Annotated in this window: 22 protein-coding genes; 9 read left to right on the plus strand and 13 right to left on the minus strand. The window is 73.7% G+C overall.

Going from position 1 to position 26,056, the window contains the following annotated elements; genetic code table 11:
• Positions 1-46: 46 nt before the first annotated feature.
• Positions 47-1,354 carry an APC family permease gene (locus ACXJKF_RS12360; RefSeq protein WP_456788008.1) on the minus strand — a complete coding sequence of 436 codons (1,308 nt, stop codon included), beginning with the start codon at positions 1,352-1,354 and terminating at the stop codon, positions 47-49.
• A 292-nt stretch (positions 1,355-1,646) separates the two neighbouring features.
• On the opposite strand from ACXJKF_RS12360, the gene ACXJKF_RS12365 reads away from it, so the two are divergent.
• Both ACXJKF_RS12365 and ACXJKF_RS12370 read left to right on the plus strand, forming a co-directional pair.
• Positions 1,647-2,573 (plus strand): LysM peptidoglycan-binding domain-containing protein, encoded by a 927-nt coding sequence (locus ACXJKF_RS12365; protein ID WP_456788009.1) that lies wholly within the window; start codon positions 1,647-1,649, stop codon positions 2,571-2,573.
• Positions 2,570-3,211, plus strand: a complete 642-nt coding sequence (locus ACXJKF_RS12370) for an Rv3235 family protein (RefSeq protein ID WP_456788010.1) — start codon at positions 2,570-2,572, stop codon at positions 3,209-3,211. The genes ACXJKF_RS12365 and ACXJKF_RS12370 overlap by 4 nt, the downstream gene beginning before the upstream one ends.
• 108 nt (positions 3,212-3,319) lie before the next feature.
• On the opposite strand, the gene secA is transcribed toward ACXJKF_RS12370, so the two are convergent.
• From secA to mtrA, 8 genes are all read right to left on the minus strand, one after another.
• The gene (gene secA / locus ACXJKF_RS12375; RefSeq protein WP_456788011.1) at positions 3,320-6,127 is read right to left on the minus strand and encodes a preprotein translocase subunit SecA; all 2,808 of its coding nucleotides are present in this window, start codon (positions 6,125-6,127) and stop codon (positions 3,320-3,322) included.
• Complete coding sequence (locus ACXJKF_RS12380) at positions 6,090-7,112, minus strand: DMT family transporter (RefSeq protein ID WP_456788012.1); 1,023 nt, start codon at positions 7,110-7,112, stop codon at positions 6,090-6,092. The genes secA and ACXJKF_RS12380 overlap by 38 nt, the downstream gene beginning before the upstream one ends.
• Entirely contained in the window at positions 7,109-8,266 is a 1,158-nt protein-coding gene (locus tag ACXJKF_RS12385; RefSeq protein ID WP_456788013.1) for a winged helix-turn-helix domain-containing protein, read from the minus strand. Before ACXJKF_RS12385 ends, ACXJKF_RS12380 begins: the two co-directional genes overlap by 4 nt.
• A gap of 194 nt (positions 8,267-8,460) precedes the next feature.
• Positions 8,461-9,090 carry a ribosome hibernation-promoting factor, HPF/YfiA family gene (gene hpf, locus ACXJKF_RS12390; protein ID WP_056585262.1) on the minus strand — a complete coding sequence of 210 codons (630 nt, stop codon included), beginning with the start codon at positions 9,088-9,090 and terminating at the stop codon, positions 8,461-8,463.
• A gap of 203 nt (positions 9,091-9,293) precedes the next feature.
• A complete protein-coding gene (locus tag ACXJKF_RS12395) occupies positions 9,294-10,031 on the minus strand; it encodes a ComF family protein (RefSeq protein ID WP_456788015.1) in 738 nt (245 codons plus the stop codon).
• A gap of 72 nt (positions 10,032-10,103) precedes the next feature.
• Positions 10,104-11,759, minus strand: coding sequence for an LpqB family beta-propeller domain-containing protein (locus ACXJKF_RS12400; RefSeq protein WP_456788016.1), 1,656 nt, complete (start codon positions 11,757-11,759; stop codon positions 10,104-10,106).
• Positions 11,756-13,471, minus strand: a complete 1,716-nt coding sequence (gene mtrB / locus ACXJKF_RS12405; protein ID WP_456788035.1) for an MtrAB system histidine kinase MtrB — start codon at positions 13,469-13,471, stop codon at positions 11,756-11,758. Before mtrB ends, ACXJKF_RS12400 begins: the two co-directional genes overlap by 4 nt.
• A 16-nt stretch (positions 13,472-13,487) precedes the next feature.
• Entirely contained in the window at positions 13,488-14,171 is a 684-nt protein-coding gene (gene mtrA / locus ACXJKF_RS12410; RefSeq protein ID WP_055912929.1) for an MtrAB system response regulator MtrA, read from the minus strand.
• Between the two features lie 188 nt (positions 14,172-14,359).
• Here mtrA and ACXJKF_RS12415 point away from each other — a divergent pair, with 188 nt between their 5' ends.
• Genes ACXJKF_RS12415 through ACXJKF_RS12440 form a run of 6 tightly spaced genes read left to right on the plus strand, consistent with a single transcriptional unit; the run spans position 14,360 to position 20,871 of the window.
• Complete coding sequence (locus tag ACXJKF_RS12415; protein ID WP_456788017.1) at positions 14,360-15,496, plus strand: glycerophosphoryl diester phosphodiesterase membrane domain-containing protein; 1,137 nt, start codon at positions 14,360-14,362, stop codon at positions 15,494-15,496.
• Entirely contained in the window at positions 15,493-16,161 is a 669-nt protein-coding gene (locus tag ACXJKF_RS12420; protein WP_456788018.1) for a DUF4129 domain-containing protein, read from the plus strand. Before ACXJKF_RS12415 ends, ACXJKF_RS12420 begins: the two co-directional genes overlap by 4 nt.
• On the plus strand, positions 16,158-17,357 hold the full coding sequence (locus ACXJKF_RS12425) for a DUF4350 domain-containing protein (RefSeq protein WP_456788019.1): 1,200 nt from the start codon (positions 16,158-16,160) through the stop codon (positions 17,355-17,357). The genes ACXJKF_RS12420 and ACXJKF_RS12425 overlap by 4 nt, the downstream gene beginning before the upstream one ends.
• On the plus strand, positions 17,354-18,364 hold the full coding sequence (locus tag ACXJKF_RS12430; RefSeq protein ID WP_456788020.1) for an AAA family ATPase: 1,011 nt from the start codon (positions 17,354-17,356) through the stop codon (positions 18,362-18,364). Before ACXJKF_RS12425 ends, ACXJKF_RS12430 begins: the two co-directional genes overlap by 4 nt.
• Before the next feature lies 1 nt (position 18,365).
• Positions 18,366-19,658, plus strand: coding sequence for a DUF58 domain-containing protein (locus ACXJKF_RS12435; RefSeq protein ID WP_456788021.1), 1,293 nt, complete (start codon positions 18,366-18,368; stop codon positions 19,656-19,658).
• A 49-nt stretch (positions 19,659-19,707) separates the two neighbouring features.
• Entirely contained in the window at positions 19,708-20,871 is a 1,164-nt protein-coding gene (locus tag ACXJKF_RS12440) for a winged helix DNA-binding domain-containing protein (protein ID WP_456788022.1), read from the plus strand.
• A 2-nt stretch (positions 20,872-20,873) separates the two neighbouring features.
• Here ACXJKF_RS12440 and ACXJKF_RS12445 read toward each other — a convergent pair whose 3' ends face one another.
• Positions 20,874-21,863 (minus strand): stage II sporulation protein M, encoded by a 990-nt coding sequence (locus ACXJKF_RS12445; RefSeq protein ID WP_456788023.1) that lies wholly within the window; start codon positions 21,861-21,863, stop codon positions 20,874-20,876.
• Between the two features lie 50 nt (positions 21,864-21,913).
• Between ACXJKF_RS12445 and ACXJKF_RS12450 the strand changes: the two genes are divergently transcribed.
• Positions 21,914-22,729, plus strand: a complete 816-nt coding sequence (locus tag ACXJKF_RS12450; protein WP_456788024.1) for an RDD family protein — start codon at positions 21,914-21,916, stop codon at positions 22,727-22,729.
• A gap of 6 nt (positions 22,730-22,735) precedes the next feature.
• On the opposite strand, the gene ahcY is transcribed toward ACXJKF_RS12450, so the two are convergent.
• From ahcY to ACXJKF_RS12465, 3 genes are all read right to left on the minus strand, one after another.
• The gene (ahcY, locus tag ACXJKF_RS12455; protein WP_456788025.1) at positions 22,736-24,217 is read right to left on the minus strand and encodes an adenosylhomocysteinase; all 1,482 of its coding nucleotides are present in this window, start codon (positions 24,215-24,217) and stop codon (positions 22,736-22,738) included.
• A 163-nt stretch (positions 24,218-24,380) separates the two neighbouring features.
• The gene (locus ACXJKF_RS12460; protein ID WP_456788026.1) at positions 24,381-24,593 is read right to left on the minus strand and encodes a Trm112 family protein; all 213 of its coding nucleotides are present in this window, start codon (positions 24,591-24,593) and stop codon (positions 24,381-24,383) included.
• A complete protein-coding gene (locus ACXJKF_RS12465; protein WP_456788027.1) occupies positions 24,593-26,056 on the minus strand; it encodes a phosphomannomutase/phosphoglucomutase in 1,464 nt (487 codons plus the stop codon). Before ACXJKF_RS12465 ends, ACXJKF_RS12460 begins: the two co-directional genes overlap by 1 nt.

Here is a 26,056-nt window from a genome sequence, read left to right on the forward strand (position 1 = left end):
GCACGGTACCGGGGCGGCGTCGCGGCAGGCGCCGCCTCCCCCGCGGTCACCGACGGGAGTCGGCCGACCGGCGTCGCCGCGTCCACGCCTCGTCGACGACGACGGCGAGCCCGACCAGGACGATCATGGCCCAGAACGACCGTCGGTCCGACGCGTAGAGGTCCACGACGAACCACACCAGCACGAAGCCGGACACCGCGACGGCGATCGCGGTCAGCACCGGGGACGCGCCGAGCTCGGTCCTCAGCCGGAACGCCGCGACGGCGACGAGCAGGAAGACCGCGAGCGACACGGCGCTGCCGACGGAGGCGAGCGCGCCCACGCTGAGCACGGTGACGAGCGCGACCATCAGGGCCGCGGTGATGAGCAGCCCGCCGTGCCGGCCCAGCCGCGTGCTCGGGCCGAACGCCGGCGGGAAGGTCCCGGAGCTCGCCAGTGCCGCGCTCAGCCCCACCGAGCCGTACAGCATCGCGGTCACCGTGGAGGCCGTCGCCAGCAGCGCCGCGCAGGCCATCATCACGAACCCCGCCTGCCCGAGCGCAGGTTCCGCCGCGACGGCCAGCGCCGTCGGACCCGCGGCCACCACCTCGTCGACGGGCAGGGTGCCGAACACCGAGAGCGCGACGGCCACGTACAGCACGGTGGTGATCGCCAGCGCCGCGTACATCGCGACGGGGAGCTCGCGCCGCGGCTCCGCCAGGTCACCGCCCGAGAACGAGATCACCGCGAACCCGAGGAACGCGAAGAAGGTCAGGGCGATGCTGGCCACGATGTCGTCCACGCCCGGGTAGGTGCTCGGCGCGAGGAGCGCGGCGTCCACGTGCGGGAGCGTGCCGATGACGAACACGGCGAACACGACGAGGAGCAGGCCGACGATCGCCGTCTGCACCCGGTCGATGAGACGCGGCCCCGCGACCGTGACCCAGGTCCCGAGCACCACCAGCGCTGCGGCGCACAGCTTCGACAACCAGCCACCCGGCGGTGCGTCGGCGAGCAGCACGGCCGCGTAGTCACCGAACGAGGCGGCGACCATCGCGCCCACCACCACGATCGCCGTCAGGTACCCGAGCCACGCGGCGACACCGACGAGCCGGCGGCTGCGGAAGCCGTGCTCCAGGTACACGATCAGCCCACCGGACGACGGCCAGCGCATCGCGAACTTCACGAGCGTGTACCCGAGCGTCGCGGACATCGCTCCTGCCAGCAGGAACGAGAGCCACACCGCCGAGCCGGCGACGGCACCGGCCTGCCCGAGCAGCGCGAAGATTCCCGCACCGACCATCGCGCCGATCCCGAGCACGACGGCGCCGCGCACGGTCAGCCGGGCTGTCGCCGCAGGTGCCGGCTCGGTCATCAGTGTCCCCTCGGGTGCTGCCGCAGGTGCCAGGGCCGGCACGCCCGACGATAGCCGCGACGCCGCGTGGCGCGAGGGAGCTTGACCACATCGAATCGGGTGACCCGTCGGACGGCGAGTCGTGTGCCACAGCACGAACGGGCCCACGCGCCTCGGCGAGGACCGCAGGGTTCCCGCCCGTCCGCGAGCGCCACGGTTGTGGACACCACTGGACATCCCGAACTCGACTCAGGTACATCTATGCCACACAAGATTTATCAAACTGCATCAAACAACATGGTCAGGGGCAAACATGGTGGGCACCGGGGTGCGGAGAGCAGGGACGTCGATCGGCGGGCTGCTCGCGGGGACGCTGGCGGCAGGCACGCTGGCGGGGGTGCTGGCCCTGCACGTGCGGACCGTGCTGACGGACCACGTCGGACCGTGGCAGGTCGACACCGTGATCGAGATCGCCGTGACCGCTGCGGGCGCGCTCGTCGCCGCCTGGCTGGCCGCCGGCGCGCTGCTGGCGACCGTGTGCGTCGGCATCCGCGCCGCGGGGGCCACCTGGCGGGCGGGCGAGCGGCTGGTCCATCGGTGCGCCCCGCAGGTCGTGCGCAAGGCGCTGGTGCTCGCGGTCGGCGCGGGGATCGGGCTGGGCATGGCGACGACCGCGTCGGCAGCAGCCCCCGAACCGCCGCCGGCCACGGTCGTCACCGCGCCTGTCGACGGCGTCGCACCCGACGACCTCGGGTGGTCCGTGACGTCGTCGACAGACGTGGTGCCCACGACGGAGTCGTCGCAGACCTCGAGCGTCGCGACACCCGCCCCGGAACAGACCTCGTCGAGTGCCACGACGACCACCCCGGCGCAGACCGCGGCGGTCGTCGCAGCGCCGACCCCCACGGTCGAGCAGCTCGCGGCCGCCACCTCGCCGTCCCCCGCCGACGCGACCGCTCCCGCGGCAGCGGTGGTCGAGGAGACAGCCGCCGAGCAGCCCGCGGCGTCCACTCCGGCGAACCTCGGCGCCGCGCCCGCCGCCGTCGTCGTCACGCCCGGCGACAGCCTCTGGTCGATCGCCGCGCGGCACCTCCCACCGGGTGCGACCGACGCGCAGGTCGCCGCCGCGTGGCCGCGCTGGTACGCGGCGAACGCCACCGTGATCGGGGCCGACCCCGACCTGATCCGGCCGGGACAGGTGCTCGTGGCGCCCACGACGGTCGAGGAGCCGGCGCTGTGAGCGTCACCGTCGGCGCGCTCGTGCTCGCCCAGGGCCGGACTCCCGCCGAGGACGCGTTCGCGCGGGCACGGGGCGCCGCGCACGGGCCGACACCGCAGCGTCCGTCCGGACCCGCGCGCCCGGGTGGCACGCGACCCCGGCGCCCCCAGATCAGGCTCGTCCCGGCGGTGGATCCGCCCGTCGTCGAGGAGGCGACCGGGCCCGCGCACACGGTGCCGGACACCGCAGCCGGCCGCATCGCCGTCCTGCGGGTCACCGACCGCTCCCTCGTGATGGAGGCCGACGACACCGACGCGCGGACGCTCCCCGACGGCGACCCCTCCGCGGTCGCCCGCGCGGTCGGTCTGGCCTCCCTGGAGGTGCTGGCCGGTCGACGATCCGTGGCGCAGCTCGCCCGCTGGCTGACCCCCGGGGTGTACGAGACCCTGCAGGTCCGCGCCGGTCTGACCCAGCGGGTGCTCGGGACGAGTGGTGGCACCCGCCCGCCGGTCGTCCGTCGGGCCCGCGCGTGCCGCGTCGACCCGCACGTGCTGGAAGCGAGCCTGGTGGCCGACGACGGCGTGCGGGTGCGTGCGGTCGCCCTCCGGCTCGAGGGGCACCGCGGCGCCTGGCGCGTCACCGCGCTCGAGATCGGCTGAGACGGGACGCGTGCGGGGCCCGGCCCTCCTCGACGTCCCAGCAGATCGAGGTCGCGGTCCCAGGCGCACGGAAGCCCGCCCCCGGTGCGGGGGCGGGCTTCCGTCGGGTCAGCGCTTGCGCTGCTGCTTGGCGGCCTTGCGGCGCGCCTCGCGGTTCGCGTCGCCGTCGCTCGCAGCCGGGCGGGCGCCGGCGGTCTTGCCACCGGCGTCGCCGCGCGTCACCACGCCACCGTCACCGTCCACCGACGGCGCGCTGTACTGCAGCGGAGCGCGCCGGTCCGGACCGTCGATGCCCTTGGCGACGAGCGTGCCCGGTGTCGGGCCGTCGGAGACCGACCGCGGCAGAGTCGCCTGCGCGCCCGCGCTGGCGGCTGCCGCGACGGCGGAGTCCGCGGTCACGGCGGGGGCGTCGGGCTGCGCGACCTGGACCTCCAGGTTGTACAGGTACCCGACCGTCTCCTCCTTGATGGCGTCGGTCATCGCGTTGAAGAGCTGGTAGCCCTCACGCTGGTACTCCACGAGCGGGTCGCGCTGGGCCATCGCCCGCAGCCCGATGCCCTCCTTGAGGTAGTCCATCTCGTAGAGGTGCTCGCGCCACTTGCGGTCGAGGACCGACAGGGTCACGCGCCGCTCGAGCTGGCGCATGTTCTCCGAGCCGATCTGCTCCTCGCGCTCCGAGTAGGCGTGCTCGGCGTCCGAGAGGATCTCCCGCTCGATGAGCTCGGCGGACAGCCGCGTGGCGCCGCCGGCCTGGTCGACGACCTCGTCAGGGGTGATCGAGACGGGGTACACGGCCTTCAGCGCCGTCCACAGGGCGTCCAGGTCCCACTCCTCCGGCCGGCCGTCGGTGGTGGCGCCGGTGATATACGCCGTGAGGACGTCGGAGCGGAAGTGCTTGACCTGCTCGTGCAGGTCCTCGCCCTCGAGCACGCGGCGGCGCTGCTCGTAGATGACGACGCGCTGCCGGGACATGACGTCGTCGTACTTCAGGACGTTCTTGCGGATCTCGAAGTTGCGCGACTCGACCTGCGACTGCGCGGACTGGATCCCGCGCGTCACGATCTTGGACTCGAGCGGCATGTCCTCGGGGAACCCGGCGCGCGTCATCATCGACTCCGCGAGCGAGGAGTTGAACAGGCGCATCAGGTCGTCCTGCATCGACAGGTAGAACCGGGACTCGCCCGGGTCACCCTGACGACCGGAGCGACCGCGCAGCTGGTTGTCGATGCGACGGGACTCGTGGCGCTCGGTGCCGAGCACGTAGAGCCCACCGAGCTCGACCACCTCGTCGTGCTCCGCGGCGACGGCCTCCTTCGCCGACTCGAGCGCGGCCGGCCAGGCTGCCTCGTACTCCTCCGGCTGCTCGGCAGGCTCGAGGCCACGGGCGGCCAGGTCCGCGACGGCCATGAACTCGGCATTGCCGCCGAGCATGATGTCGGTCCCGCGACCGGCCATGTTCGTCGCGACGGTGACGGCGCCCTTGCGGCCCGCCTGCGCGATGATCGACGCCTCTCGCGCGTGCTGCTTGGCGTTGAGGACCTCGTGCGGCACGCCCTGCTTCTTCAGCTTCGACGAGAGCAGCTCGCTCTTCTCGACGCTGGTGGTGCCGACGAGCACCGGCTGACCGTGCGCGTGACGCTCGACGATGTCGGCGACGACGGCGTCGAACTTGCCGTCCTCGCTCTTGTAGACGAAGTCGCGCTGGTCGATGCGCTGCATGTCGCGGTTGGTGGGGATCGGGACGACGCCCAGCTTGTAGGTGCCCTGGAACTCCGCGGCCTCGGTCTCGGCCGTACCGGTCATCCCGGCGAGCTTGCCGTAGAGGCGGAAGTAGTTCTGCAGCGTGATCGTGGCGAGCGTCTGGTTCTCGGCCTTGATGGCCACGCCCTCCTTCGCCTCGATCGCCTGGTGCATGCCCTCGTTGTAGCGGCGGCCCGGCAGGATGCGGCCGGTGTGCTCGTCGACGATCAGCACCTCGCCGTTCATCACGACGTAGTCCTTGTCGCGCTTGAACAGCTCCTGCGCCTTGATGGCGTTGTTGAGGAAGCCGATCAGCGGCGTGTTGAGGGACTCGTAGAGGTTGTCGATGCCGAGGTAGTCCTCGACGCGCTCGATGCCGGGCTCCAGCACGCCGACGGTGCGCTTCTTCTCGTCGACCTCGTAGTCGCGCTCGTTCTGCAGGCGGCGGACCACCTTGGCGAACTCGGCGTACCAGCGGTTGGCGTCACCGGACGCGGGGCCGGAGATGATGAGCGGGGTCCGCGCCTCGTCGATGAGGATCGAGTCGACCTCGTCGACGATCGCGAAGTTGTGCCCGCGCTGGACCAGCTCGTCGGTGCTCCACGCCATGTTGTCGCGCAGGTAGTCGAAGCCGAACTCGTTGTTGGTGCCGTACGTGATGTCGCACGCGTACTGCTTGCGGCGGGTGGCCGGGTCCTGGTTGGACAGGATCACGCCGCTGGTGAGCCCGAGGAAGCGGTAGACGCGTCCCATGAGCTCGGCCTGGTAGCTGGCGAGGTAGTCGTTGACCGTCACGACGTGCACGCCGTTGCCCGAGAGAGCGTTCAGGTACGCGGGGGCGGTCGCGACGAGGGTCTTGCCCTCACCGGTCTTCATCTCGGCGATGTTGCCCAGGTGCAGGGCAGCACCACCCATGAGCTGCACGTCGAAGTGGCGCTGTCCGAGCGTGCGCCGGGCGGCCTCCCGGACCGTGGCGAACGCCTCGGCCAGGATGTCGTCCAACGTCTCGCCCTCCGCGAGCCGGGCGCGGAAGCGGTCCGTCTCCTCGCGCAGCTCGGCGTCGGACAGCGCGACAAAGCTGTCCTCCAGGGCGTTGACCTGCTGGGCGATGCCCGACAGCTTCTTGACGATCCGGCCTTCACCGAGGCGCAGGACCTTCTCGAGGATCGCTGGCACGCACTACTCCCGACGTGTTCGCGCTCCGGGCGCGCGCGGCGTCGGAGCGGCTGAGGTGACCGGCCGCACGGCCGGGCGCGTCCATCGTAGGCGAGCCCGCGCGGCGTGGGCGAAGAACGACCACCGCAGCCGTCAGGAGGACGGCGCCGATCACCCCGGCAGGGCCGAGCCGCTCGTCACGCAGCACGACCGCGCCGACGGTCGCGGTCAGCGGTTCGAGGAGGGCGAGCAGGGCGGCCGTGGTGGCCGGGACGTGCCGCAGGCCGGTGAAGTAGGCGCTGTAGGCCGCCGCGGTGGGCACCACGGCCAGGTAGGTCAGGAGCACCCAGCCCTCGGCGTCGGAGGGCACGGCGAGTCCCGGACCCACCAGTGCAGCGACGGGCAGGAGCAGGATTCCGCCGAGCGTGAACGACGTCGCGGTGAGCGGCAAAGGGCCCAGACCGGGCACGCTGCGGCGGTTCAGCCCGGTCATCGTCGCGAAGGCCGCGGCGGCCACGAGGGCGAGCAGGGCACCGGCAGCGGTCCCCGGACCGGCGGCGTCGGACGGGCCCACGAGGAGCACCAGCCCCGCGAGCGCCAGCCCGAGCGCGACGAGCGTGCGCGGCGGCGGCAGCCGGCGGGCGGACGCCGCGGTGCCGACGGCGACGAGCAGCGGGGCGGCCCCGAGGGCGACCAGCGTGGCGACCGCGACGCCGGCCCGCTGGACCGCCGCGAAGTAGGTGGCCTGGTAGACCGCGGCGAGCAGAGCCGTCTCCACCACGAGCAGGACGACCGGCCGCGTCCGGGCGAGCCCGCGCAGCGCACCGGCCACCGCGAGCGCCACCAGCAGCACTCCCCCGCCGCCGAGCAGCCGGTAGGCCGCGACGGTCAGCGGCGGGAGGCCCGCGACGTCCGCCAGCGCCGCACCCGCCAGACCGCCCGTGCCCCACAGGACACCGCCGAGGGCGACGAGCGCGAAGTCGCGCGGCCGCGTCTCGTGCGTCACGCCGACCGGACGGCGAGCGCCAGGTCCGGCGCGAGGTCGCCGCGCAGCAGCCCGTCCCGGTCCCCGACCACGATGTCGTCGAGGCCCAGCCACCCGGCCAGCTCGCGCAGCTCTGCGGCCAGCGGCTCGACCACGTCGGCGTCAGGCGTCGACGACCCCGTCGCCCGGTGCGCGGCGAGCACCCGCAGGATCCCCGCCTTCCGGTCGGCCTTGAGGTCCACCAGCGCGGGCAGCGACTCCCCCAGCAGGAACGGCAGGACGTAGTAGCCCCAGACCCGCTTGGGCTCCGGGGTGTAGATCTCGATGCGGTAGCGCAGACCGAACAGCGCCTCCAGCCGTCGGCGCTCGAACACGAGCGGGTCGAACGGGTTCAGCAGGGCGCGACCGGTGGCCCGACGTGGCAGGTCGGCGTCCCGGTGCCTGTACACCGGCCCCTGGTTCCAGCCGTCGACCAGCACCTCCTGCAGCACGCCGTCCTCGACCAGGTCGGCGATCGCGGGCACCACCCGGGACTCCTTGATGCGGAAGTAGTCGGCGAAGCTGCGCAGCGTGCCGATGCCGTGCGCACGCGCCCCGATCTCCGTGAGCGCCCGGACCGCGTCCGCGTCGGACGGCTCGGGCCGAGCCAGCACGTCCGGCGGGAGCACCCGGCTGGTCAGGTCGTAGCGGCGCTCGAACGCGCCGTTGCGACCCGCCGACGTGATCTCCCCGGTGAAGAACAGGAACTCGAGCACGCGCTTGGCCACCGACCAGTTCCATCCCCACTCCCCGCGGGTGGTCGGGTGGTCGGCCTCGAAGTCCAGCTGCACCTGCCGCGCGGTGACCGGGCCGCGCTCGGCGATGATGGCGCGGACCTCCTCGACCAGCGGCGAGTGCTTCAGGGGCACCTCCGCGATCGCGCCCCACGCCTGCTCGAGGTAGGCGCGCTGCCGCCAGCCCAGCAGCCGGAACGTCTCCGGCGGCACGTACGACGCCTCGTGCGCCCACGTCTCGACGAGCCGGCGCGGCGCGGCGCCCGACGCGCGGTCGAGGAGCGCCGGGTCGTAGGCGCCCACCCGGGAGAACACCGGCAGGAGATGGGCCCGGGCCAGCACGTTGACCGAGTCGATCTGCAGGACCCCGAGGCGGTCCACCACCTGCTGGAACTGTCGCATCGTCGGTTCCGCCGCGCGCACGGGGCGAGGACGGTCGAGGCCCTGCGCACGCAGCGTGATGCGCCGAGCCTGCGACAACGAGAGGCGTTCTGCACCCGGGGCGGTCACACGCACATCCTGCCGTGCGCCACCGACACGACGACGCCCGGCCGGTCGGGTGACCGTGCCGGGCGTCGTCGACAGTCGAGGCCGGGTCAGCCGCCGACCGTCGCCAGCGGTGCTGCGGTCACCGCGGCGTCGAGCTTGATCACGCCGTAGCTCCACCCTCGCCGGCGGTACGCGACCGACGGCTGGGCGGTCTCGGCATCGATGAAGAGGAAGAAGTCGTGGCCGACGAGCTCCATCTCGTAGAGCGCGTCGTCGACGGTCATCGGCTGCGCCTGGTGGACCTTCTCGCGGATGACCACGGGCGAGTCACCGAGCGTCGTCTCGACCGCCGCGTCCGGGTCGACGGGTGCGGGCGCGGCCGGTTCCGGCTCGGGCGGACGCACGTCGACGGGGGCGATCGGAGTGTGGTTGCGGTGGTCCTTGCGCCGGTCGCGCGTCCGACGCAGTCGCTCGAGGAGCTTCCCGAGAGCCAGGTCCAGGGCCGCGTACCTGTCGTCCGCGCACGCCTCGGCGCGGATCACGGGCCCGCGGTCGACGACGGTGAGCTCGACACGCTCACTGCTGCCTGCCTGACGGGGGTTCGTCTCGTGCGACACGACGACGTCGATGCGCTGGGCGCGGGGGGCCAGCTGCTCGACTTTCGCGAGCTTCTGCTCGACGTGCGCCCGGTACTTCGGGAGCACCTCGGTGTGCCGGCCGGCAACCACGATCTCCATGTGAGCCTCCTGGGAGGGTCAGGGGCGGGTCGTGCCCGCCCGAGGGTGACAGTGCGATGGGCTGCCCTGAGGGCAGTCGGGCGGCGTCACCTCCTCCCGCGGCCGGCACGGTCGACCCCACGAGGGTCGGTCCGTACGTCCGTCGGCTCAGGACCCCACGCTAACCCCGCACCCGCCGTCGAACCACCCGCCCCGCCCGTGGATCACCCTGTGGACGTCCCCGGTCGGGGTGGCAGGCGCGGCGCGCCGTGCGGGCCGGGGGTCGACGCGAGCGTCACGGCACCGACGACCCGCGCACCGGCGCGCTCGAGAGCGGTGCGGCACGCGGCGACGGTCGCTCCGGTGGTGAGCACGTCGTCGACCACGAGGACGGGCAGACCCCCCAGCCGCGGGGCGTGCCGCGTCGGCACCCGGACGTGGCCCGCGAGGTTGCGGGTGCGCGCCCGGGCGCCCAGACCGACCTGGTCGCGGCCCTGCGTGCGGACGAGGACCGGCGCCGGACCGGCCGCCACCCCCGCGCGACCGAGGCCGTCCGCGAGCCCCGCGGCGAGCGCGTCCACGAGGTTGCCGCCCCGGCGCCGACGGGCCGCGGCCGTCGACGGGCTCGGGACCACCAGCAGCGGGCCGACGTCGGCGCCGAGGTCCAGCCCGGCGGCAGCGCTGGCCAGCGCGGCAGCGAACGGCCGCGTGAGGTCGAGCCGCCCGCGGTCCTTCCACGCGACGACTGCGCGCCGGACGTGGCCGGAACAGTCGGCGAGCGTCCACACCGGCAGCGGTCCGGACCCGTCCAGGCGGTCGAGCCGCGGGGCGCGCTCCTCGCACCGCCACGGCCGTCCTGCGAGGTGGTGCGCGCACGACGAGCACCACGCGACGTCGTCGAGCCCACAGCCCGCGCACTCGACCGGGACGAGCAGACCGAGCAGCTCACGTGCGAACGTCATCGGCGGAGCATGCGCGCAGGCGGCGTCGACGCGACCGTGCGCTGTGGACACCCGTGGGCTGTGGGCGGCTCGTCAGCCGGCGAACGACGGGTACGACGCACCCGTCACGCCCATGATCTGCGCCCAGGTCGAGCCGACGAACCTGCGCAGCTCACCGTCGGTCGTCGTGACGTAGATGACGGTGCTCCCGGCGAGGTCGTCGAGGTTCGCGACCTCGGGCAGCGCCCTCGTCGGCCCGGCGACCGGGACGAGGTGCACGGCCGCGTTGCCGACGGACTGCCCGACGACGGCGAGCGTCGACTCCTCCGACCAGACGACCGACGATGCGTCCACCAGCGACGCACCCGCGCGCACCGGGGGCCCGAGCTGCTGCGGTGCCCCCGACTCGTCCCGCGTGATCGCGGCGACGTCGACCTGCACGCCGTCGGCGCCGGCGGAGACGACAGCGACCCGGACCCCGTCGCGCGCCACCCGGACCGCACGCACCACCCGACCCTCGAGCCACTCGGCGCCCACCTGCACCGGTGCTGCACCCACGCGCGCAGCGACCAGACCGCTGGCCGGCTGCGCCGTCCAGGCCCAGTCGAACCGGTCGACCGACGGGGCGACCAGGCTGGTGCCGCTGACGAGCTCCTGCGGGCCGACCTCCGTCGTCGGCACCGTCGTCAGCGTGCCGGGACCGCTCAGCATCACCCGCACCGAGCCGTCCTCGTTGCGCGCAGGGCTGCGCGGGTCGAGCGCATCGAGCGGGTCGAGCCCGGGAACGGGCTTGATCTGGCCGTCGACGAGCTCGACGAGGCGGTCGTCCTGCACCAGCTCGACGTTCCCCGGCGGACCGGAGCCGCTCTCCAGGTTCGCGGATCCCTCGAGCGGGACGTCACGGGCGTACACCTGCACCGAGCTGATGCCGGGCACGGGTCTCAGGCTCGCCTCGATCTGGGCGATCAGCAGGTCCCGGTCCGCACGGGTCACGGCGAGCGCCGGCTCCAGGCGGACGGCGGCCACCCCCTCGGTGTCGACCAGCACCGCCTCCGGGTTGAGCTCGACGCCGTCGGGCACGGCCGTCACGACCGCGTCCTGCAGCCAGGCCGACGGCCCGGCGAGCAGCTCCCGGACGATCGACGTGCTCAGGTTCTTCGTCGGGAACCAGCGCCCCTCGGGGACGAGGAACTCCTGGTCCGGGGAGAGGAAGTACAGGGACGCCGGCCGGAAGCTGCGGGAGAAGTCCTCCTGCTGGAGGATCAGGCCGGGCGGCGTCGTGGCGATCCGCCACTCGTCGGCGTCGTTGCGGACCATCCCGAACGTCACGGACTCGCGCCCGTCCCGCGGGGCCTCGGCGTACACCCCCTCCGCGTCGACCCGGGCGACCACGGGGACGTCGATCGTGACCTCGGTCTCGGTGGTGGTGGGCGCCGGCTCGACCGAACCGGAGACGAGGACGCCCGCCAGCGGGTCCCAGGTCGACTTGGCCTCGCCCGAGAGGTACTCGCGGGCCGTCCCGAAGTTGTCGGTGAAGCCGGCAGCGCCCGCGGCGAGGAACCCGTCCACGATCTCGGTCGGGGTGTCGCCCGGCTGCGGCCCCTCGGCGAGCACGTCGATCTCCGACGGCTCGGTGACCTCGGTGTCGCCCTCCTGGACCGGCCCGGAGGTCGGGATGGCGGTGCAGGCCGCGAGCACGACGGCCGCGCCGAGGGCGACGACGGTGCTGCGGAGCCGGTGCGCGGTCATCGGACCTCCTGCCGGTCGTCGTCGGACACGTCGTGGTCGAGGTCGTCCGAGCGCATGTCGGGCAGCGCGGCGGGGTCGTTGTGCGGTCGCGCGACGATCCGCAGCGCACCCGTGATCGGCGACTCGTCCGGCTGCAGCGGCAGCGGCGACGCGGTGAGCCGGATCCCCGCGCGGCGCGGGAGCGTGAGCCGGAAGCTCGCACCGCGGCCCGGGCGCCCCCACGCCTCCAGCCAGCCGCCGTGCAGGTGCGCGTCCTCCAGCGAGATCGCGAGCCCGAGCCCCGTGCCGCCCGTCGTGCGGGCCCGCGCGGGATCGGCACGCCAGAACCGGTCGAACACGTGCGCGGCCTCGTCGGGGGTCATGCCGACGCCCCGGTCGCGCACGGTGACCGCGACCGCGTGCGCGTCCGCACCGACCGTGACCTCCACCGTGCTGCCCTCCGCGTGCTCGACGGCGTTGACCAGCAGGTTGCGCAGGATCCGCTCGACGCGGCGCGGGTCGATGTCGGCGACGCAGCGCTCCTCGGGCACCTGCACGTGCAGCCACGCCTGCCGCCGCTCCGCCAGCGGGGAGGCGTGGTCGACGGCCTGGATCACGACGTCGCGCACGTCACGGCCCTCGGCGTCCAGCACCGCCGCGCCCGCGTCGAACCGGCTGATCTCCAGCAGGTCCGCCAGCAGGTCCTCGAACCGGTCGAGCTGGGTCTGCAGGAGCTCCGCCGAGCGCTTCGCAGCGGGATCGAAGTCGTCGCGCGAGGCGTGGATGACCTCACCGGCCATCCGGATGGTCGTCAGCGGGGTCCGCAGCTCGTGCGACACGTCCGAGACGAACCGTCGCTGCAGCGTCGAGAGCTCCTCCATGCGGTGGATCTGGTCCTGGAGGCTGTCGGCCATCTCGTTGAACGAGCGTGCCAGCGTGGCCATCTCGTCCTCGCCCTTCTCGGGCATGCGCTCCGACAGGTGCCCGTCGGCCAGCCGCTCGGCGACCTCGGCCGCACGGCGCACGGGACGAACCGTCTGCCGCGTGACGAGCCACGTCATGCTACCCAGCAGGACGACCAGGGCGACGGCCGCGAGACCGAGCGTGCGCTGCAGGAAGTCGAGCTGGTTCTGCTCGGCCTGCAGGCTGTACAGGAAGAAGAGCTGGTAGGTGCCGTCGACCGGCACGGTCACGTCCTGCCCGACCATCACGCCGGGCGACACGCCTCCGTTGTCCCGCGGGATCGCCACGGACTGCCAGTGCTGCCCACCGCCGGCCGTCGCCAGGCGCAGCTCCCGGGTGACGAGCGGGACCAGCGCCTGGTCCGACGCCGCCCCGGGGATGAACATGTCGCCGCCCTGCTGGCCGGGTGCGCGCAGCAGGAACACCTCGCGCCGGTCCGACCCCCCGGTGCGCTGGGCGAGCGCGACGTCGCGCTTGAGCCGCTGCACGTCGGGGCCGGTCGTCGCGGTCGAGGAGTCGAAGGTGGTCTGCGCCTGCAGCGTCGACCGGGCGCTCTCCTGGAGCACCTGGTGGAGCCGGGTCTCGAACAGCCCGTCGGCGGTACGAGCGCTCACGTAGGCGCCGACGAGCGTGAGCGCGACGAGGCCGATCGCCAGCGTCGAGGTGATGACCCGGATCTGCAACGACGAGCGCCAGGCCCGGGTCCACGAGCGAGCCCGTCGCCTCGACCGTGCCCGGAGCAGCCGCCAGGCGCCGCTCACACGCACCAGTGCGCTCCAGACCGCCTCACGTCGAGGCCACGCCCGCCTTGTAGCCGACGCCGCGGACGGTGACGACGATCTCGGGCTGCTCGGGGTCGTTCTCGATCTTCGAGCGCAGACGCTGCACGTGGACGTTCACCAGGCGGGTGTCCGCGGCGTGCCGGTAGCCCCAGACCTTCTCCAGCAGGACCTCGCGCGTGAACACCTGCCACGGCTTGCGGGCGAGCGCCACCAGCAGGTCGAACTCGAGCGGTGTGAGCGAGACGGGCCGGCCGGCCCGCGCGACGCGGTGCCCGGGCACGTCGATCGTGACGTCGCCGATGGTCAGGTGCTCGGGCGCGGGCTCGTCGCTGCGGCGCAGGCGGGCACGGACGCGCGCGACGAGCTCCTTGGGCTTGAACGGCTTCGAGATGTAGTCGTCGGCGCCGGACTCCAGCCCGAGGACCACGTCGACGGTGTCGCTCTTGGCGGTGAGCATCACGATGGGCACGCCCGACTCGGCGCGGATCTGGCGGCACACCTCGTTGCCGTCCTTGCCGGGCAGCATCAGGTCGAGCAGGACGAGGTCCGGCTGCGTGGCCCGGAACACCCCGATGGCCTCGTCGCCGTCCTCGCAGAACACCGGGTCGAAACCTTCCGACCGGAGCACGATGCCGATCATCTCGGCCAGCGCGGTGTCGTCGTCGACCACCAGTACGCGTCCCTTCATGGCGGCATTCTCGCACCGCACAGGCCCGGACCTGGGCCACCCCGCGCTGCAACGTGTCCCGACCGCGACAGATCACCCGGTCGCGCACCGGCGGACCTGGTCGCCGTGGCACGATGATTCCTCCGTGGGGGGCCCGACGACGGCGCCCCGGACCGCCTGCACCACGACAGCCGAGGAGCCGCGCTCGCATGACGAGCCCGCACGACGACGCGCCGCGACCGCCCAGCTGGGCGGCACCCGCCGGACCGGGAGCGCAGCCGCCGGAGAGCGTGCCGCAGCCCGGCCCGCCCGTCGCACCGCCCCCGCCGTCGGGCTGGGGGCAGCAGCCCCCCGGCGGCTACGGGTCGTGGGGCCCCGCGGCACCGCCTCCGCCGGGCCTCTCCTGGCGTCCGCAGGCGCTCCAGCCGGGCATCATCCCGCTGCGGCCGCTGGGCATGGGCGAGATCTACGACGGCGCCTTCCGTGCCGTGCGCGCCAACCCGCGCGTCATGTTCGGGCTCGCCGCGCTGGTCGTGACCGTGGCCGTCATCCTCCAGTCCGTCATCCAGTGGTACGTGAAGGGCATCCTCGCGCCGCAGCTGACGGACCTCTCGACCGACCTGGACCCGTCCGGGCAGCTGGGCTTCGCCGAGCAGGTGGGCTCCTCGATCGGGCTCCTCATCGCGGCACCCGTCACCACGATCGCGACGACCATCCTCACTGGCCTGCTCATCGTGTCGGTCAGCCGCTCCGTCCTGGGCCAGGTGGCGACCGTCGGGGAGGTGCTCCGGTCCTGGCGCGTCTGGCTCGTCGTCGCCTTCACGCTGCTCAGCGGGATCGCGATCCTGACGGTGGCCGCGGTCCTGGTCACGGGCGTCACCCTGCTGGCGGTCAACGACCAGGTCGCGCTCGCGGTGCTGGTCGGTCTCGGCGGCTCGGTGCTGTTCCTCGTCGCCGGGGTCTGGTTCGCCACGCGCACGCTGCTGGTGCCTCCCGCGCTGATGCTCGAGGGCAAGAAGTTCTGGCCCACCATCGCCCGGGCGTGGCGTCTCACCCGGCGGACCTTCTGGCGCCTGTTCGGGATCTACCTGCTCACCACGATCCTGGCCGGGATCATCGCGCAGATCATCGTGTTCCCCGCGACCCTCATCGCCCAGCTCGTCCTGCGCGACCCGACCGCGACGTCGTTCGGGTCGGTCGTCGTGATCGGCATCGCCACGATCATCGCGTCCACCCTGTCGACGACCTTCGTGTCGTCGGTGGTCGCCCTCCTCTACATCGACGTGCGGATGCGCCGCGAAGGGCTGGACGTCGAGCTGGCCCGCGCGGCAGAGACGGCCGCGTGAGCGTGCTCGCCAGCGTGGTCGCCGGCATCCCCGTCGACCCCGACGCCGCGACGGCCCGGCGCTGGGCCACCGAGGAGCTGCTCGACCCGGTGTACCACGAGCAGGGCTCGCTGCTCGGCCGGCTGGTGGACTGGCTGGCCGAGCTGCTCTCCGGCCTGCGGACCCCGGCCGCCCTCGACCCGTTCGCGGTCCTCGCGGTCGCCGGGGTGATCGTGGGCATCGTCGTCGTCGCGTTCCTGGTGGCCGGTCCCGTGCGGGGCTCGCGCCGCGGCCGCCCGGACCGGAGCGTCCTCGCGGACGACGACTCGCGGACCTCCGCGCAGATCCGGGCCGCCGCCGACGCCGCCGCGGCGACCGGCGACTGGACGGTCGCGGTGCTCGAGCGGTTCCGCGCGATCGTGCGAGGGCTCGAGGAACGGACGATCCTGGACGAGCGTGCCGCCCGGACCGCGCACGAGGCCGCCCTGGCCGCAGCGGCCCGGTTGCCGGCGCTCGCCGCCGAGCTGGTCGCGGCCGGCCGCACGTTCGACGACGTCGCGTACGGCGACGTCCCGGCGACCGCGCAGGACGAGGCACGCCTGCGCGAGCTCGACTCCCGCGTCCAGGACACGCGCGCGGCCCACGGCTCCGAGATCGCCGACCTGAGCGTGGCGGTCCCCCGATGAGCACGCCCGTCGTCACGGTGCACGAGGCGGTCGTCGGCGACGGCACCTCGACCCGCAGCCGGTCCGCCCGACGCTGGCGGCGGGCCAGGTGGCCGCTCGGGCTGCTCGCGCTCGTCGTCGTCGCGGGGATCCTCTCCGCACTGCCGGAGCCGCGGACCTCGACCCTGACGCTCGCACCCGACAACCCGGGCGACCTCGGGGCGCGTGCCGCGGCACAGATCCTCGGTCGGCAGGGGGTGGACGTGCGCTACGTGCGGCACATCGCCGACGTCGAGGCGCTCGCCGGCCCGGGCTCGACCGTGCTCGTCGTCGGCGACTACCTGCTCACGGACGAGCAGGTCGACGCCCTCGACGCCACGGACGCGGACCTCGTGCTGGTCGACGCGGGATGGGCGCTGGGCGTGCTCACCTCCTCGCTCGCGTCGAGCGGCGGCTACACCGACGCGCCCGAGCTCCGTTCGGCGCAGTGCGACGACCCGGACGCGGTCGTCGCCGGCGCGATCACGGCGAGCGGCGACCTGCTGGCCACCGGCCCCGGAGCGGTCGTCTGCTTCCCCGCCCCGGGTACCTCGACCGACGTGGGCGGCGCCTACGCCGTGGTCGAGTCCGACGGGCGCCGGATCGTCGCGCTGACCGACATGGCGCCGTTCACCAACGAGCACCTCGCCGAGCAGGGCAACGCGGCGCTCGTCCTGCGCGCCCTCGGCCGCCACGAGCGGCTCGTCTGGTACATCCCGTCGCTCGACGACGCGGGCTCGGGCGGGTCCGCACCCGGGACCGGCGCGCTGCTGCCACCGGTCGTCCCGATCCTCGCGCTGCAGCTCCTGCTCGTCGTCGTGGTCGCCGCGCTCTGGCGGGGACGCCGGCTCGGCCGGCTCGTCACCGAGCGGCTGCCGGTCGTGGTCCGCGCCGGCGAGACGACCCGCGGCCGCGGTCGCCTGTACCGACGCGGGCGGTCCTACGGGCACGCCGCCGCGGCGCTGCGCGCGGGGACGGCCGCACGCAGCGCGACCCGCCTCGGCCTGCCACGCTCGGCACCCGCACCACTCGTCGTCGACGCGATCTCCCGTGCGTCCGGGCGCCGCCCGGCGGACGTCGAGTCGTTGCTGTACGGCCCCCCACCGACCGACGACCGCGGGCTGGCCCGGCTGGCCCGTGACCTGGACCATCTCGAGAGCGAGGTTCACCGAACGTGAGCGACCAGAGCCCCCCGTGGGACGCGACTGCACCCACCGCCCCGCCGCACCAGCCGTCCGAGGAGCTCCGCGCTGCGCTCGGTGCCGTGCGCACCGAGGTCGCCAAGGCGGTCGTCGGGCAGGACGCCGCCGTCAGCGGTCTGGTCATCGCGCTGCTGTGCCGCGGTCACGTGCTGCTCGAAGGCGTCCCCGGGGTGGCCAAGACGCTGCTCGTGCGCGCGCTGTCGGCCGCGCTCGACCTGGAGACCAAGCGGGTCCAGTTCACCCCGGACCTCATGCCCGGCGACGTCACCGGCTCCCTGGTGTACGACGCCCGCACGGCCGAGTTCTCGTTCCGCGCCGGACCGGTCTTCACCAACCTCCTGCTCGCCGACGAGATCAACCGGACGCCGCCCAAGACCCAGGCGTCGCTGCTCGAGGCCATGGAGGAGCGCCAGGTCTCGATCGACGGCACCCCGCGGCCGCTGCCCGACCCGTTCCTCGTCATCGCGACGCAGAACCCCGTCGAGTACGAGGGCACCTACACCCTCCCGGAGGCGCAGCTCGACCGGTTCCTGCTCAAGCTGGTGCTGCCGATGCCTGAGCGTCACGAGGAGATCGAGGTGCTGACCCGGCACGCCGCCGGCTTCGACCCGCGCGACCTCGCGGGTGCCGGTCTGCGCCCGGTGGCGACGCCGGAGATGCTCGCGCGGGCCCGGGCGGAGGTCGGTCGTGTGCAGGTCGCCCCGGAGGTCCTCGGCTACGCCGTCGACGTGTGCCGGGCCACCCGGCAGTCGCCGTCCCTCTCGCTCGGGGTCTCCCCCCGTGGCGCCACGGCGCTGCTGGCGACGTCCCGGGCGTGGGCGTGGCTGTCCGGGCGCGGCTACGTGACACCGGACGACATCAAGGCGCTGGCGCACCCCACGCTGCGCCACCGCGTCCAGCTGCGTCCCGAGGCCGAGCTCGAGGGTGTCAGCACGGAGAGCGTCCTCGACACGGTGCTCGCGTCCGTCGCCGTCCCCCGCTGACATGGCGGTGACCTGGCGCGCGGTCGTCCTCGCCGCGCTCGGCCTGCCGGTGGTGCTCGTCGTGCCCGCCGCAGGCACGGTGCTGCTGTGGGCGCTGCTCGTCGTGGTCGCGTGCGTGGTGGACGTGGCGCTCGCCGCGTCGCCGCGGCAGGTCGCGATCCGTCGCGAGGTGCCGGCCTCGGTCCGCCTCACCGAGCCGGCGACCTCCACCCTCACCCTGACGAACCTGGGCGGCCGCCGCCTGCGGGCGCTCGTGCGCGACGCGTGGCCACCGTCGTCGGCCGCGCAGAGGGACCGGCACCGCGTCGACGTCCGACCCGGCGACGGCGTGCGCGTCCGGACCGTCCTGGTGCCCACCCGGCGCGGCGACGCGCACGCGGACCGCGTGACGATCCGCACGTTCGGCCCGCTGCGGCTCGCCGGGCGGCAGGCGTCGCTGACCACGCCGGGACGGCTGCGGGTGCTCCCCGAGTTCGCCTCCCGACGGCACCTGCCCAGCCGCCTCGCGCGGCTCCGGGAGCTCGACGGGCGTGCGTCCGTGCAGGTGCGCGGTCCGGGGACCGAGTTCGACTCGCTGCGGGAGTACGTGATCGGCGACGACGTGCGCGCGATCGACTGGCGTGCGACCGCCCGGCGCTCCGACGTCGTCGTGCGCACGTGGCGGCCGGAGCGTGACCGCCGGGTGCTCATCGTGCTCGACAGCGGCCGCACGTCCGCCGTGCGCGTGCTGGACGCCCCCCGGCTCGACGCGTCTATCGAGGCGGCGCTGCTGCTCGCGGCGCTCGCCACGAAGGCCGGCGACCGCGTCGAGCTGCTGGTCTTCGACCGCCGGGTGCGCGGCAGGGTGGCCAGCGCGACGGGCGCCCGGGTGATGGCCGCGTTCGCGGACACGCTCGCCCTGGTCGAGCCCGAGCTCGTGGAGACCGACTGGCCGGGCGTCGTGACGCAGGTCCGGCAGCGGCTGAGCCAGCGTGCCCTCGTCGTGCTGCTCACCGCGCTGGACCCGTCGGCGGTCGAGCAGGGCCTGCTCGGGGTGGCGGGGCAGCTCACCGAGCGGCACCAGGTGGTGCTCGCGTCGGTGTCCGACCCCGAGGTGGATGCGCTGCGCACGGCCCGCTCCGGTGCCGCCGAGGTCTTCGACGCGGCTGCCGCCGAACGTGTCGGACTCGAGCGCTCGGCGGTGGCCGTCCGGCTGCGCCAGAGGGGCGCCGAGGTGGTCGACGCACTGCCCGACGACCTGGCACCCCGCCTCGCCGACACGTACATCGCGCTGAAGGCGGCGGGCCGGCTCTGAGGGGACCTGAGAGGGGACCGCGGCGGCTCCGCCGGGTACCTTTCGCCATGTGCCCGACCTGCTGACCCGAGCCCACCTCAACCGCGCGCTGCTCGACCGCCAGCACCTGCTCGAGCGCCGGCCCGGGCCGGCGATCGAGATGGTCGAGCACCTGGTGGGGCTCCAGGCGCAGAACGCGTGGTCGCCGTACGTCGGGCTGTGGAGCCGCGTCGCGGGGTTCCGCACCGACGAGATCGGCGAGGCCTTCTGGGACCGGTCGGTCACCCGGATCGCGGTGATGCGCAGCACGATCCACCTCGTCACGGCGGCCGACGCCCTGGTGCTGCCCGGTCTGATCGCCCCGCTCCATGCCAAGGACCTGCGGGTCAACGCCCAGCACAGCGCCGCGCTGCGCAGCCTGGACGTACCCGAGCTCACCGCCGCCGCGCGGGAGCTCGTCGAGACGGAGCCGCGCGTGACCACCGAGCTCGGTCGCCTGCTGGCGCAGCGGTGGCCGGACGTCGCCCCGAGCACGCTCGCCTACGCGGCCCGCGCGACGCTCCCCCTGGTGCAGGTCCCGCCGCGCGGCGTGTGGGGGCGGTCGGGGGCGACGACGTGGACCACCGCGGACGCGTGGTTCGGTCCGGACCGGTCCGCCGCGGCGCCCGACCTGGCCGACCCGTCCGTGCTCGCCGCCGAGCAGGAACGGCTCGTCGGGCGCTACCTCGCCGCGTTCGGCCCGGCGTCCGTCGCGGACCTGCAGAACTGGTCCGGGCTCACCGGGATGCGGGCGGTGGTGGATCGCCTCGACCTGGTCAGCTACCGCGCCGACCCGTCCCCGGGCGCCGTGCGGGAGCGCGAGGTCCTCGACCTGCCGGGCGCGACGCTGCCCGACCCGGACGTGCCGGCACCGGTGCGCTTCCTCGCCGACTACGACAACGTGCTGCTCGGGCACGCCGACCGCACCCGGATCATCGCTCCCGAGCACCGCCCGTACCTGGCCAGCCCGAACGGCGTCGTCCCGGCCACGTTCCTGCTGGACGGACGCGTGGCGGGCACCTGGGACGTCCCCCGGGACCCGCGGCTGCGCGGACCGGTCACGCTCACCGTGCGACCGTTCGAGCGGCCGACCGCTCGCCAGCGCGACGAGCTCCAGGCAGAGGCGGAGGCGCTCGTCGAGCTCGTGGCCGCGACGGCGGACGAGCGTCGGGTGGTGGTGCTCGACCCGGGCTGAGCTCAGCCGGCGGTCGCCAGCACGTAGCCGGCGCGGTCCGCCTCGAGGTCCCCGGTGTGCCCGGCCCGGACGGCCCGCCGGCCGAGCACGAGCGTGTACGTCCAGAACGCCGCGAGTGCGATGACGCCGATGCCGACCTTGACGGCCCACGGCAGCCCCGAGCCCGTGATGAACCCCTCGATGAGACCCGACACCGCGAGCACCCCCACGAGCCCGATCGCCACGGTGAACAGCGCGCGGGCCTCCTGCGCGAGGGCCTTGCCGCGTGTGCGGGGGCCCGGGTCGACCCAGGTCCAGAAGATCCGCAGCCCCGCGGCGCCGGCGACGAACACCGCGGTCAGCTCGAGCAGGCCGTGCGGGGAGATCAGCTGGAGGAACACGTCCAGGTGCCCGTGCGCGGCCATCATGCCGCCCGCAGCCCCCACGCTGACCGCGTTGTTGGCCAGGAAGTACACGGGCCCGATCCCGGTGATCCCGGTGGCGATGCAGACGGCGGTCAGGAACGCGTTGTTGGTCCACACCATCGCCGCGAAGCCCGCACCGGGCGTGTAGTACTCCGCGAACGAGTTCTCGACGTACTCCTGCTGCTGGCTCGGCGTCCCCATCGACGCGAGCGCCTCGGGCTGCGTCGCCACCCACACGCCCGCGGTCACCCCGAGCACGAGGAAGCCCACCGTGACGCCGACGGTCCACCACCGGATCCGGTAGAGCGCGGCGGGCAGTGCCACGGCGACGAAGGCGGTGACGTCGCGCCAGCTCGGCTCGTGCGTGCCGGCGATCGCGGCGCGGGCCCGCCCCACGAGCATCGACAGGCGGGTCACCATCTCGGGGTCCGGGGCGGCCGAGCGCACGCTGGACAGGTCGGTGGCGACGCTCTGGTAGAGACGCACCAGCTCGTCGGCCTCGGCGCCGTTGCGGCGGCGCATCCGGACGAGCTCCTCGAGCCGCGCCCAGTCCGTCGCGCGTGCTCGTTCGAAGGCGTCCAGGTCCATGGCGCACAGCCTGCCATCCCGGCGGCTCGGCACCGGCTAACCTGCCCAGCATGGACGGCATCCTCACAGGCGAAGGCGTCCTGCTCGACGCACGGCCCACGTCCGCGGCGACGCGCCTGCTGGCGGCCCTGCTCGACCTGCTGGTCCTCGGGGTCGGCCTGTTCGTGCTGTTCATCGCCCTGGGCGTCCTCGCCCCCGAGGCGTCCGAGGAGCTGGGCCGCATCCTCGGCATCGTGGTCGTCGCGACCGTCATCATCGTGCTTCCCACGACGGTCGACACCCTGACCCGGGGCCGGTCGCTCGGCAAGCTGGCGATGGGCATCCGGATCGTGCGCGACGACGGCGGTCCCCTGGTGTTCCGGCAGTCCCTCGTGCGGGCGCTCGTCGGCATCGTCGAGCTGTGGCTGACGCTCGGTACCGTCGCGCTGATCTGCTCGATCGTGCACCCGCAGGGCAAGCGCGTGGGTGACATCCTCGCCGGGACCTACGCGGTCCGGGTGCGCGGCGCCGCCAAGACACGCACCCCCGTCGTGATGCCGCCGCCGCTGGCCGGCTGGGCGCACTCCGCGGACCTTGCCCGCCTGCCCGACGGGCTCGCGCTGTCCGTGCGGCAGTTCCTCGGCCGGGCGACCTCGCTGCACCCGGCCTCCCGCGTACAGCTGGGCTCGCAGCTGACGACGGAGGTCCAGCGCTACGTCAACCCGCTGCCGCCGGTGGGCACCCATCCCGAGGCGTTCCTGGCCGCCGTGCTGGCCGAGCGCCGCGACCGCGAGCTCACGGCCCGGCTGCGGACCGGGTCGCGGGACGCCGCGGAGTCGTCGCAGCTGCACCGACTCCCCCACGGCGTCCCGGACCCCGCCAACTGAGGTCTCTCAGTAGCGGTAGTGCTCCGGCTTGTACGGGCCTGCCACGTCGACGCCCAGGTACTCCGCCTGGGACTTGGTCAGCTCCGTCAGCCGGACCCCGAGCGCGTCGAGGTGCAGCCGCGCGACCTTCTCGTCCAGCACCTTGGGCAGCCGGTACACCTCGCGGGCGTAGTCGCCGGGCTTGGTGAACAGCTCGATCTGGCCGATGACCTGGTTGGAGAACGAGTTGCTCATGACGAACGACGGGTGCCCGGTCGCGTTGCCCAGGTTCAGCAGGCGGCCCTCCGAGAGCACGATGATCGACCGCTCGGGTCCCGACTCGTCGGCGGGGAACGTCCACTCGTGCACCTGCGGCTTGATCTCGGTCCGGGTGATCCCGGGCACGGCCGCCAGCCCGGCCATGTCGATCTCGTTGTCGAAGTGCCCGATGTTGCCGACGACGGCCTTGTTCTTCAGCCGGGCCATCTGCGCCGCCGACACGACGTCCTTGTTGCCGGTCGTGGTGATGACGAAGTCGGCCTGGTCGATGACGTCGTCGAGCCGCGTCACCTGGTAGCCGTCCATCGCGGCCTGGAGCGCGCAGATGGGGTCGACCTCGGAGACGATCACCCGTGCGCCCTGGCCACGGAACGCCTCCGCGGCGCCCTTGCCGACGTCCCCGTACCCCGCGACGAACGCGACCTTGCCGCCCATGAGGACGTCCGTGGCGCGGTTGATGCCGTCGGGCAGCGAGTGCCGGATGCCGTACTTGTTGTCGAACTTCGACTTGGTCACGGAGTCGTTGACGTTGATGGCCGGGAACAGCAGGCCCCCGGCCTCGGCCAGCTGGTAGAGGCGGTGCACGCCGGTGGTCGTCTCCTCGGTGACGCCCTTGATGTCCGCCGCGATCGTGGTCCAGCGCTGCGGGTCCGCCGCGAGCGAGCGGCGCAGCGTGCCGAGGATGACCAGGTACTCCTCCGAGTAGCCCTCCTCCCCCGGCTGCGGGTCGGACGGCACCGCACCGGCGGCCTCGTACTCGACGCCCTTGTGCACCAGCAGGGTCGCGTCGCCACCGTCGTCGAGGATCATGTTCGGCCCCGTCCCGCCGGGCCACAGGAGGATCTGCTCGGTGCACTCCCAGTACTCGTCGAGCGACTCGCCCTTCCACGCGAACACCGGGACCCCGCCCGGCTCGTCGACGGAGCCGTGCGGGCCGACGACCACCGCAGCGGCCGCCTCGTCCTGCGTCGAGAAGATGTTGCACGACGCCCAGCGGACCTCGGCACCGAGCGCGACGAGCGTCTCGATGAGCACCGCCGTCTGGACCGTCATGTGCAGGGACCCGGCGACGCGGGCTCCCGCGAGCGGCTGCGTCGGACCGAACTCGGTGCGCAGGGCCATGAGGCCGGGCATCTCGTGCTCGGCGAGGCGGATCTGGTGCCGACCGGCCTCGGCGAGGGACAGGTTCCGGACCTTGTACTGGCCGGGGAGCTCATCGAAAGAGGACATGTTCACTCCTGGGGTGCGCGTGCGGAAGCGGGCGCGACGCATCAGGGCTACGGCGTCGTAGCACCTGGTCGTTCGCGCCGGCGCGACCCCTCTCGGTCTGCGGGCATCACCCACGCCGTCCGGGCCATGCTAGCCCCGGGTGAGCGGCGTCACAGCGGGTTCGTCACCCCTGTCGGACCGGCACACCCTCGTCGACGAGGAGCACCGGGATCCCGTCCCGCACCGGGTAGGCCAGCGGGTTGTCCGGGTCGGTCGACACGAGGGTCGGCTCACCGTCCGGACCGACCCCGTCGACCAGCGTCGCACCCGTCACCGGGCATCGCAGCAGCTCGCGGGCCCACGGCTCCAGCGACCGCCCCGACGTCGAGCCGGTCATCAGCCCTCCCCGTCCTGTCGCACCAGCGCGAGCACGTCGTCGCGGACCTTCTCCATGATGTCCTCGTCGGCCGCCTCGACGTTCAGCCGCAGCAGCGGCTCCGTGTTGGAGGCGCGCAGGTTGAACCACCACTGCGGGTGGCCGTCCCAGTGCGACACGGTGAGGCCGTCCAGCTCGTCGACCTGGACCGGACCGGCGCCCTGCTGGGTGACGTAGGCCTCGACGACCCGCGCGCGGGCGGCAGCCACGTCGGCGACCCGGGAGTTGATCTCCCCGCTCGCCGAGTACGGCTGGAACTGCTCCGACAGCGCGGACAACGGGTGCGGCTGGCCGCCGAGGGCCGCGAGCACGTGCATCGCGGCGAGCATCCCGGTGTCGGCGAAGAAGAAGTCGCGGAAGTAGTAGTGCGCGCTGTGCTCGCCACCGAAGACCGCGTCGTTCTGCGCCATCTCGGCCTTGATGAACGAGTGGCCCACCCGGGTGCGGACGGTGGTCGCCCCTGCGGCCTTCAGCAGGTCCGGCACCACCTGCGACGTGATGAGGTTGTGGATCACGGTCGGGGTGCGGCCCGCGGCGCGCTCCCGCTCGACCTCCCGCAGCCCCACGAGGGCCGTGATCGCCGACGGGCTGACCGGGTCGCCGTGCTCGTCGATGACGAAGCAGCGGTCCGCGTCCCCGTCGAACGCGAGCCCGAGGTCCGCGTCGTGCTCGACGACCGCCGCCTGCAGGTCCCGCAGGTTCTCCGGCTCGAGGGGGTTGGCCTCGTGGTTGGGGAAGGTGCCGTCCAGCTCGAAGTACAGCGGCACGACGTCCAGCGGCAGCTCCGGGAGCCCGGCGCCGGTGCCGAGGACGGCCGGCGCGGTGAACCCGCCCATGCCGTTGCCCGCGTCGACGACGACCTTCAGCGGGCGGATGCCGGACAGGTCCACCAGGGAGCGCAGGAACGACGCGTACTCGGCGAGCAGGTCCCCGTCCTCGATGGTTCCGCGCTGCGCTGCCGCGACCTCGGGCACCGAGCCGGCCAGGTAGTCGCCGGCCAGCTCCCGGACCGTCGTCAGCCCGCTGTCCTGGCCCACCGGCCGCGCGCCGGCGCGGCACAGCTTGATCCCGTTGTACTGCGCGGGGTTGTGGCTGGCCGTGAACATCGCGCCGGGGATGCCCAGCGAGCCGGACGCGAAGTACAGGCCGTCGGTCGATGCCAGGCCGATCCGCAGGACGTCGACGCCGCGCGCGGCCAGCCCGTCGGCGAACGCCGCCACGAGCTCGGGCCCGGAGGGGCGCATGTCGTTGGCGATGACCACCCGGGGGCGGTCCGTGGCTTCGGGGAGCACCACGACGTCGGCGAACGCGGCGCCGATCGCGCGGGCCACGGAGGGGTTGAGCTCGCCGGGGACGAGGCCCCGGACGTCGTAGGCCTTGATGAGGGCGCTCAGATCGACACGGTCCGCTACAGGGGAGGTCAC

The sequence above is a fragment of the Cellulomonas sp. P5_C5 genome (genome assembly GCF_054049655.1).

Excerpts from the sequence above, each read along its gene's own strand:
- ACXJKF_RS12360 (WP_456788008.1), bottom strand. The coding sequence starts at position 1,354 with ATGACCGAGCCGGCACCTGCGGCGACAGCCCGGCTGACCGTGCGCGGC.
- ACXJKF_RS12365 (WP_456788009.1), top strand. The coding sequence starts at position 1,647 with ATGGTGGGCACCGGGGTGCGGAGAGCAGGGACGTCGATCGGCGGGCTG.
- ACXJKF_RS12385 (WP_456788013.1), bottom strand. The coding sequence starts at position 8,266 with ATGCGACAGTTCCAGCAGGTGGTGGACCGCCTCGGGGTCCTGCAGATC.
- hpf (WP_056585262.1), bottom strand. The coding sequence starts at position 9,090 with ATGGAGATCGTGGTTGCCGGCCGGCACACCGAGGTGCTCCCGAAGTAC.
- ACXJKF_RS12395 (WP_456788015.1), bottom strand. The coding sequence starts at position 10,031 with ATGACGTTCGCACGTGAGCTGCTCGGTCTGCTCGTCCCGGTCGAGTGC.
- ACXJKF_RS12400 (WP_456788016.1), bottom strand. The coding sequence starts at position 11,759 with ATGACCGCGCACCGGCTCCGCAGCACCGTCGTCGCCCTCGGCGCGGCC.
- mtrA (WP_055912929.1), bottom strand. The coding sequence starts at position 14,171 with ATGAAGGGACGCGTACTGGTGGTCGACGACGACACCGCGCTGGCCGAG.
- ACXJKF_RS12415 (WP_456788017.1), top strand. The coding sequence starts at position 14,360 with ATGACGAGCCCGCACGACGACGCGCCGCGACCGCCCAGCTGGGCGGCA.
- ACXJKF_RS12425 (WP_456788019.1), top strand. The coding sequence starts at position 16,158 with ATGAGCACGCCCGTCGTCACGGTGCACGAGGCGGTCGTCGGCGACGGC.
- ACXJKF_RS12435 (WP_456788021.1), top strand. The coding sequence starts at position 18,366 with ATGGCGGTGACCTGGCGCGCGGTCGTCCTCGCCGCGCTCGGCCTGCCG.
- ACXJKF_RS12445 (WP_456788023.1), bottom strand. The coding sequence starts at position 21,863 with ATGGACCTGGACGCCTTCGAACGAGCACGCGCGACGGACTGGGCGCGG.
- ACXJKF_RS12450 (WP_456788024.1), top strand. The coding sequence starts at position 21,914 with ATGGACGGCATCCTCACAGGCGAAGGCGTCCTGCTCGACGCACGGCCC.
- ahcY (WP_456788025.1), bottom strand. The coding sequence starts at position 24,217 with ATGTCCTCTTTCGATGAGCTCCCCGGCCAGTACAAGGTCCGGAACCTG.
- ACXJKF_RS12460 (WP_456788026.1), bottom strand. The coding sequence starts at position 24,593 with ATGACCGGCTCGACGTCGGGGCGGTCGCTGGAGCCGTGGGCCCGCGAG.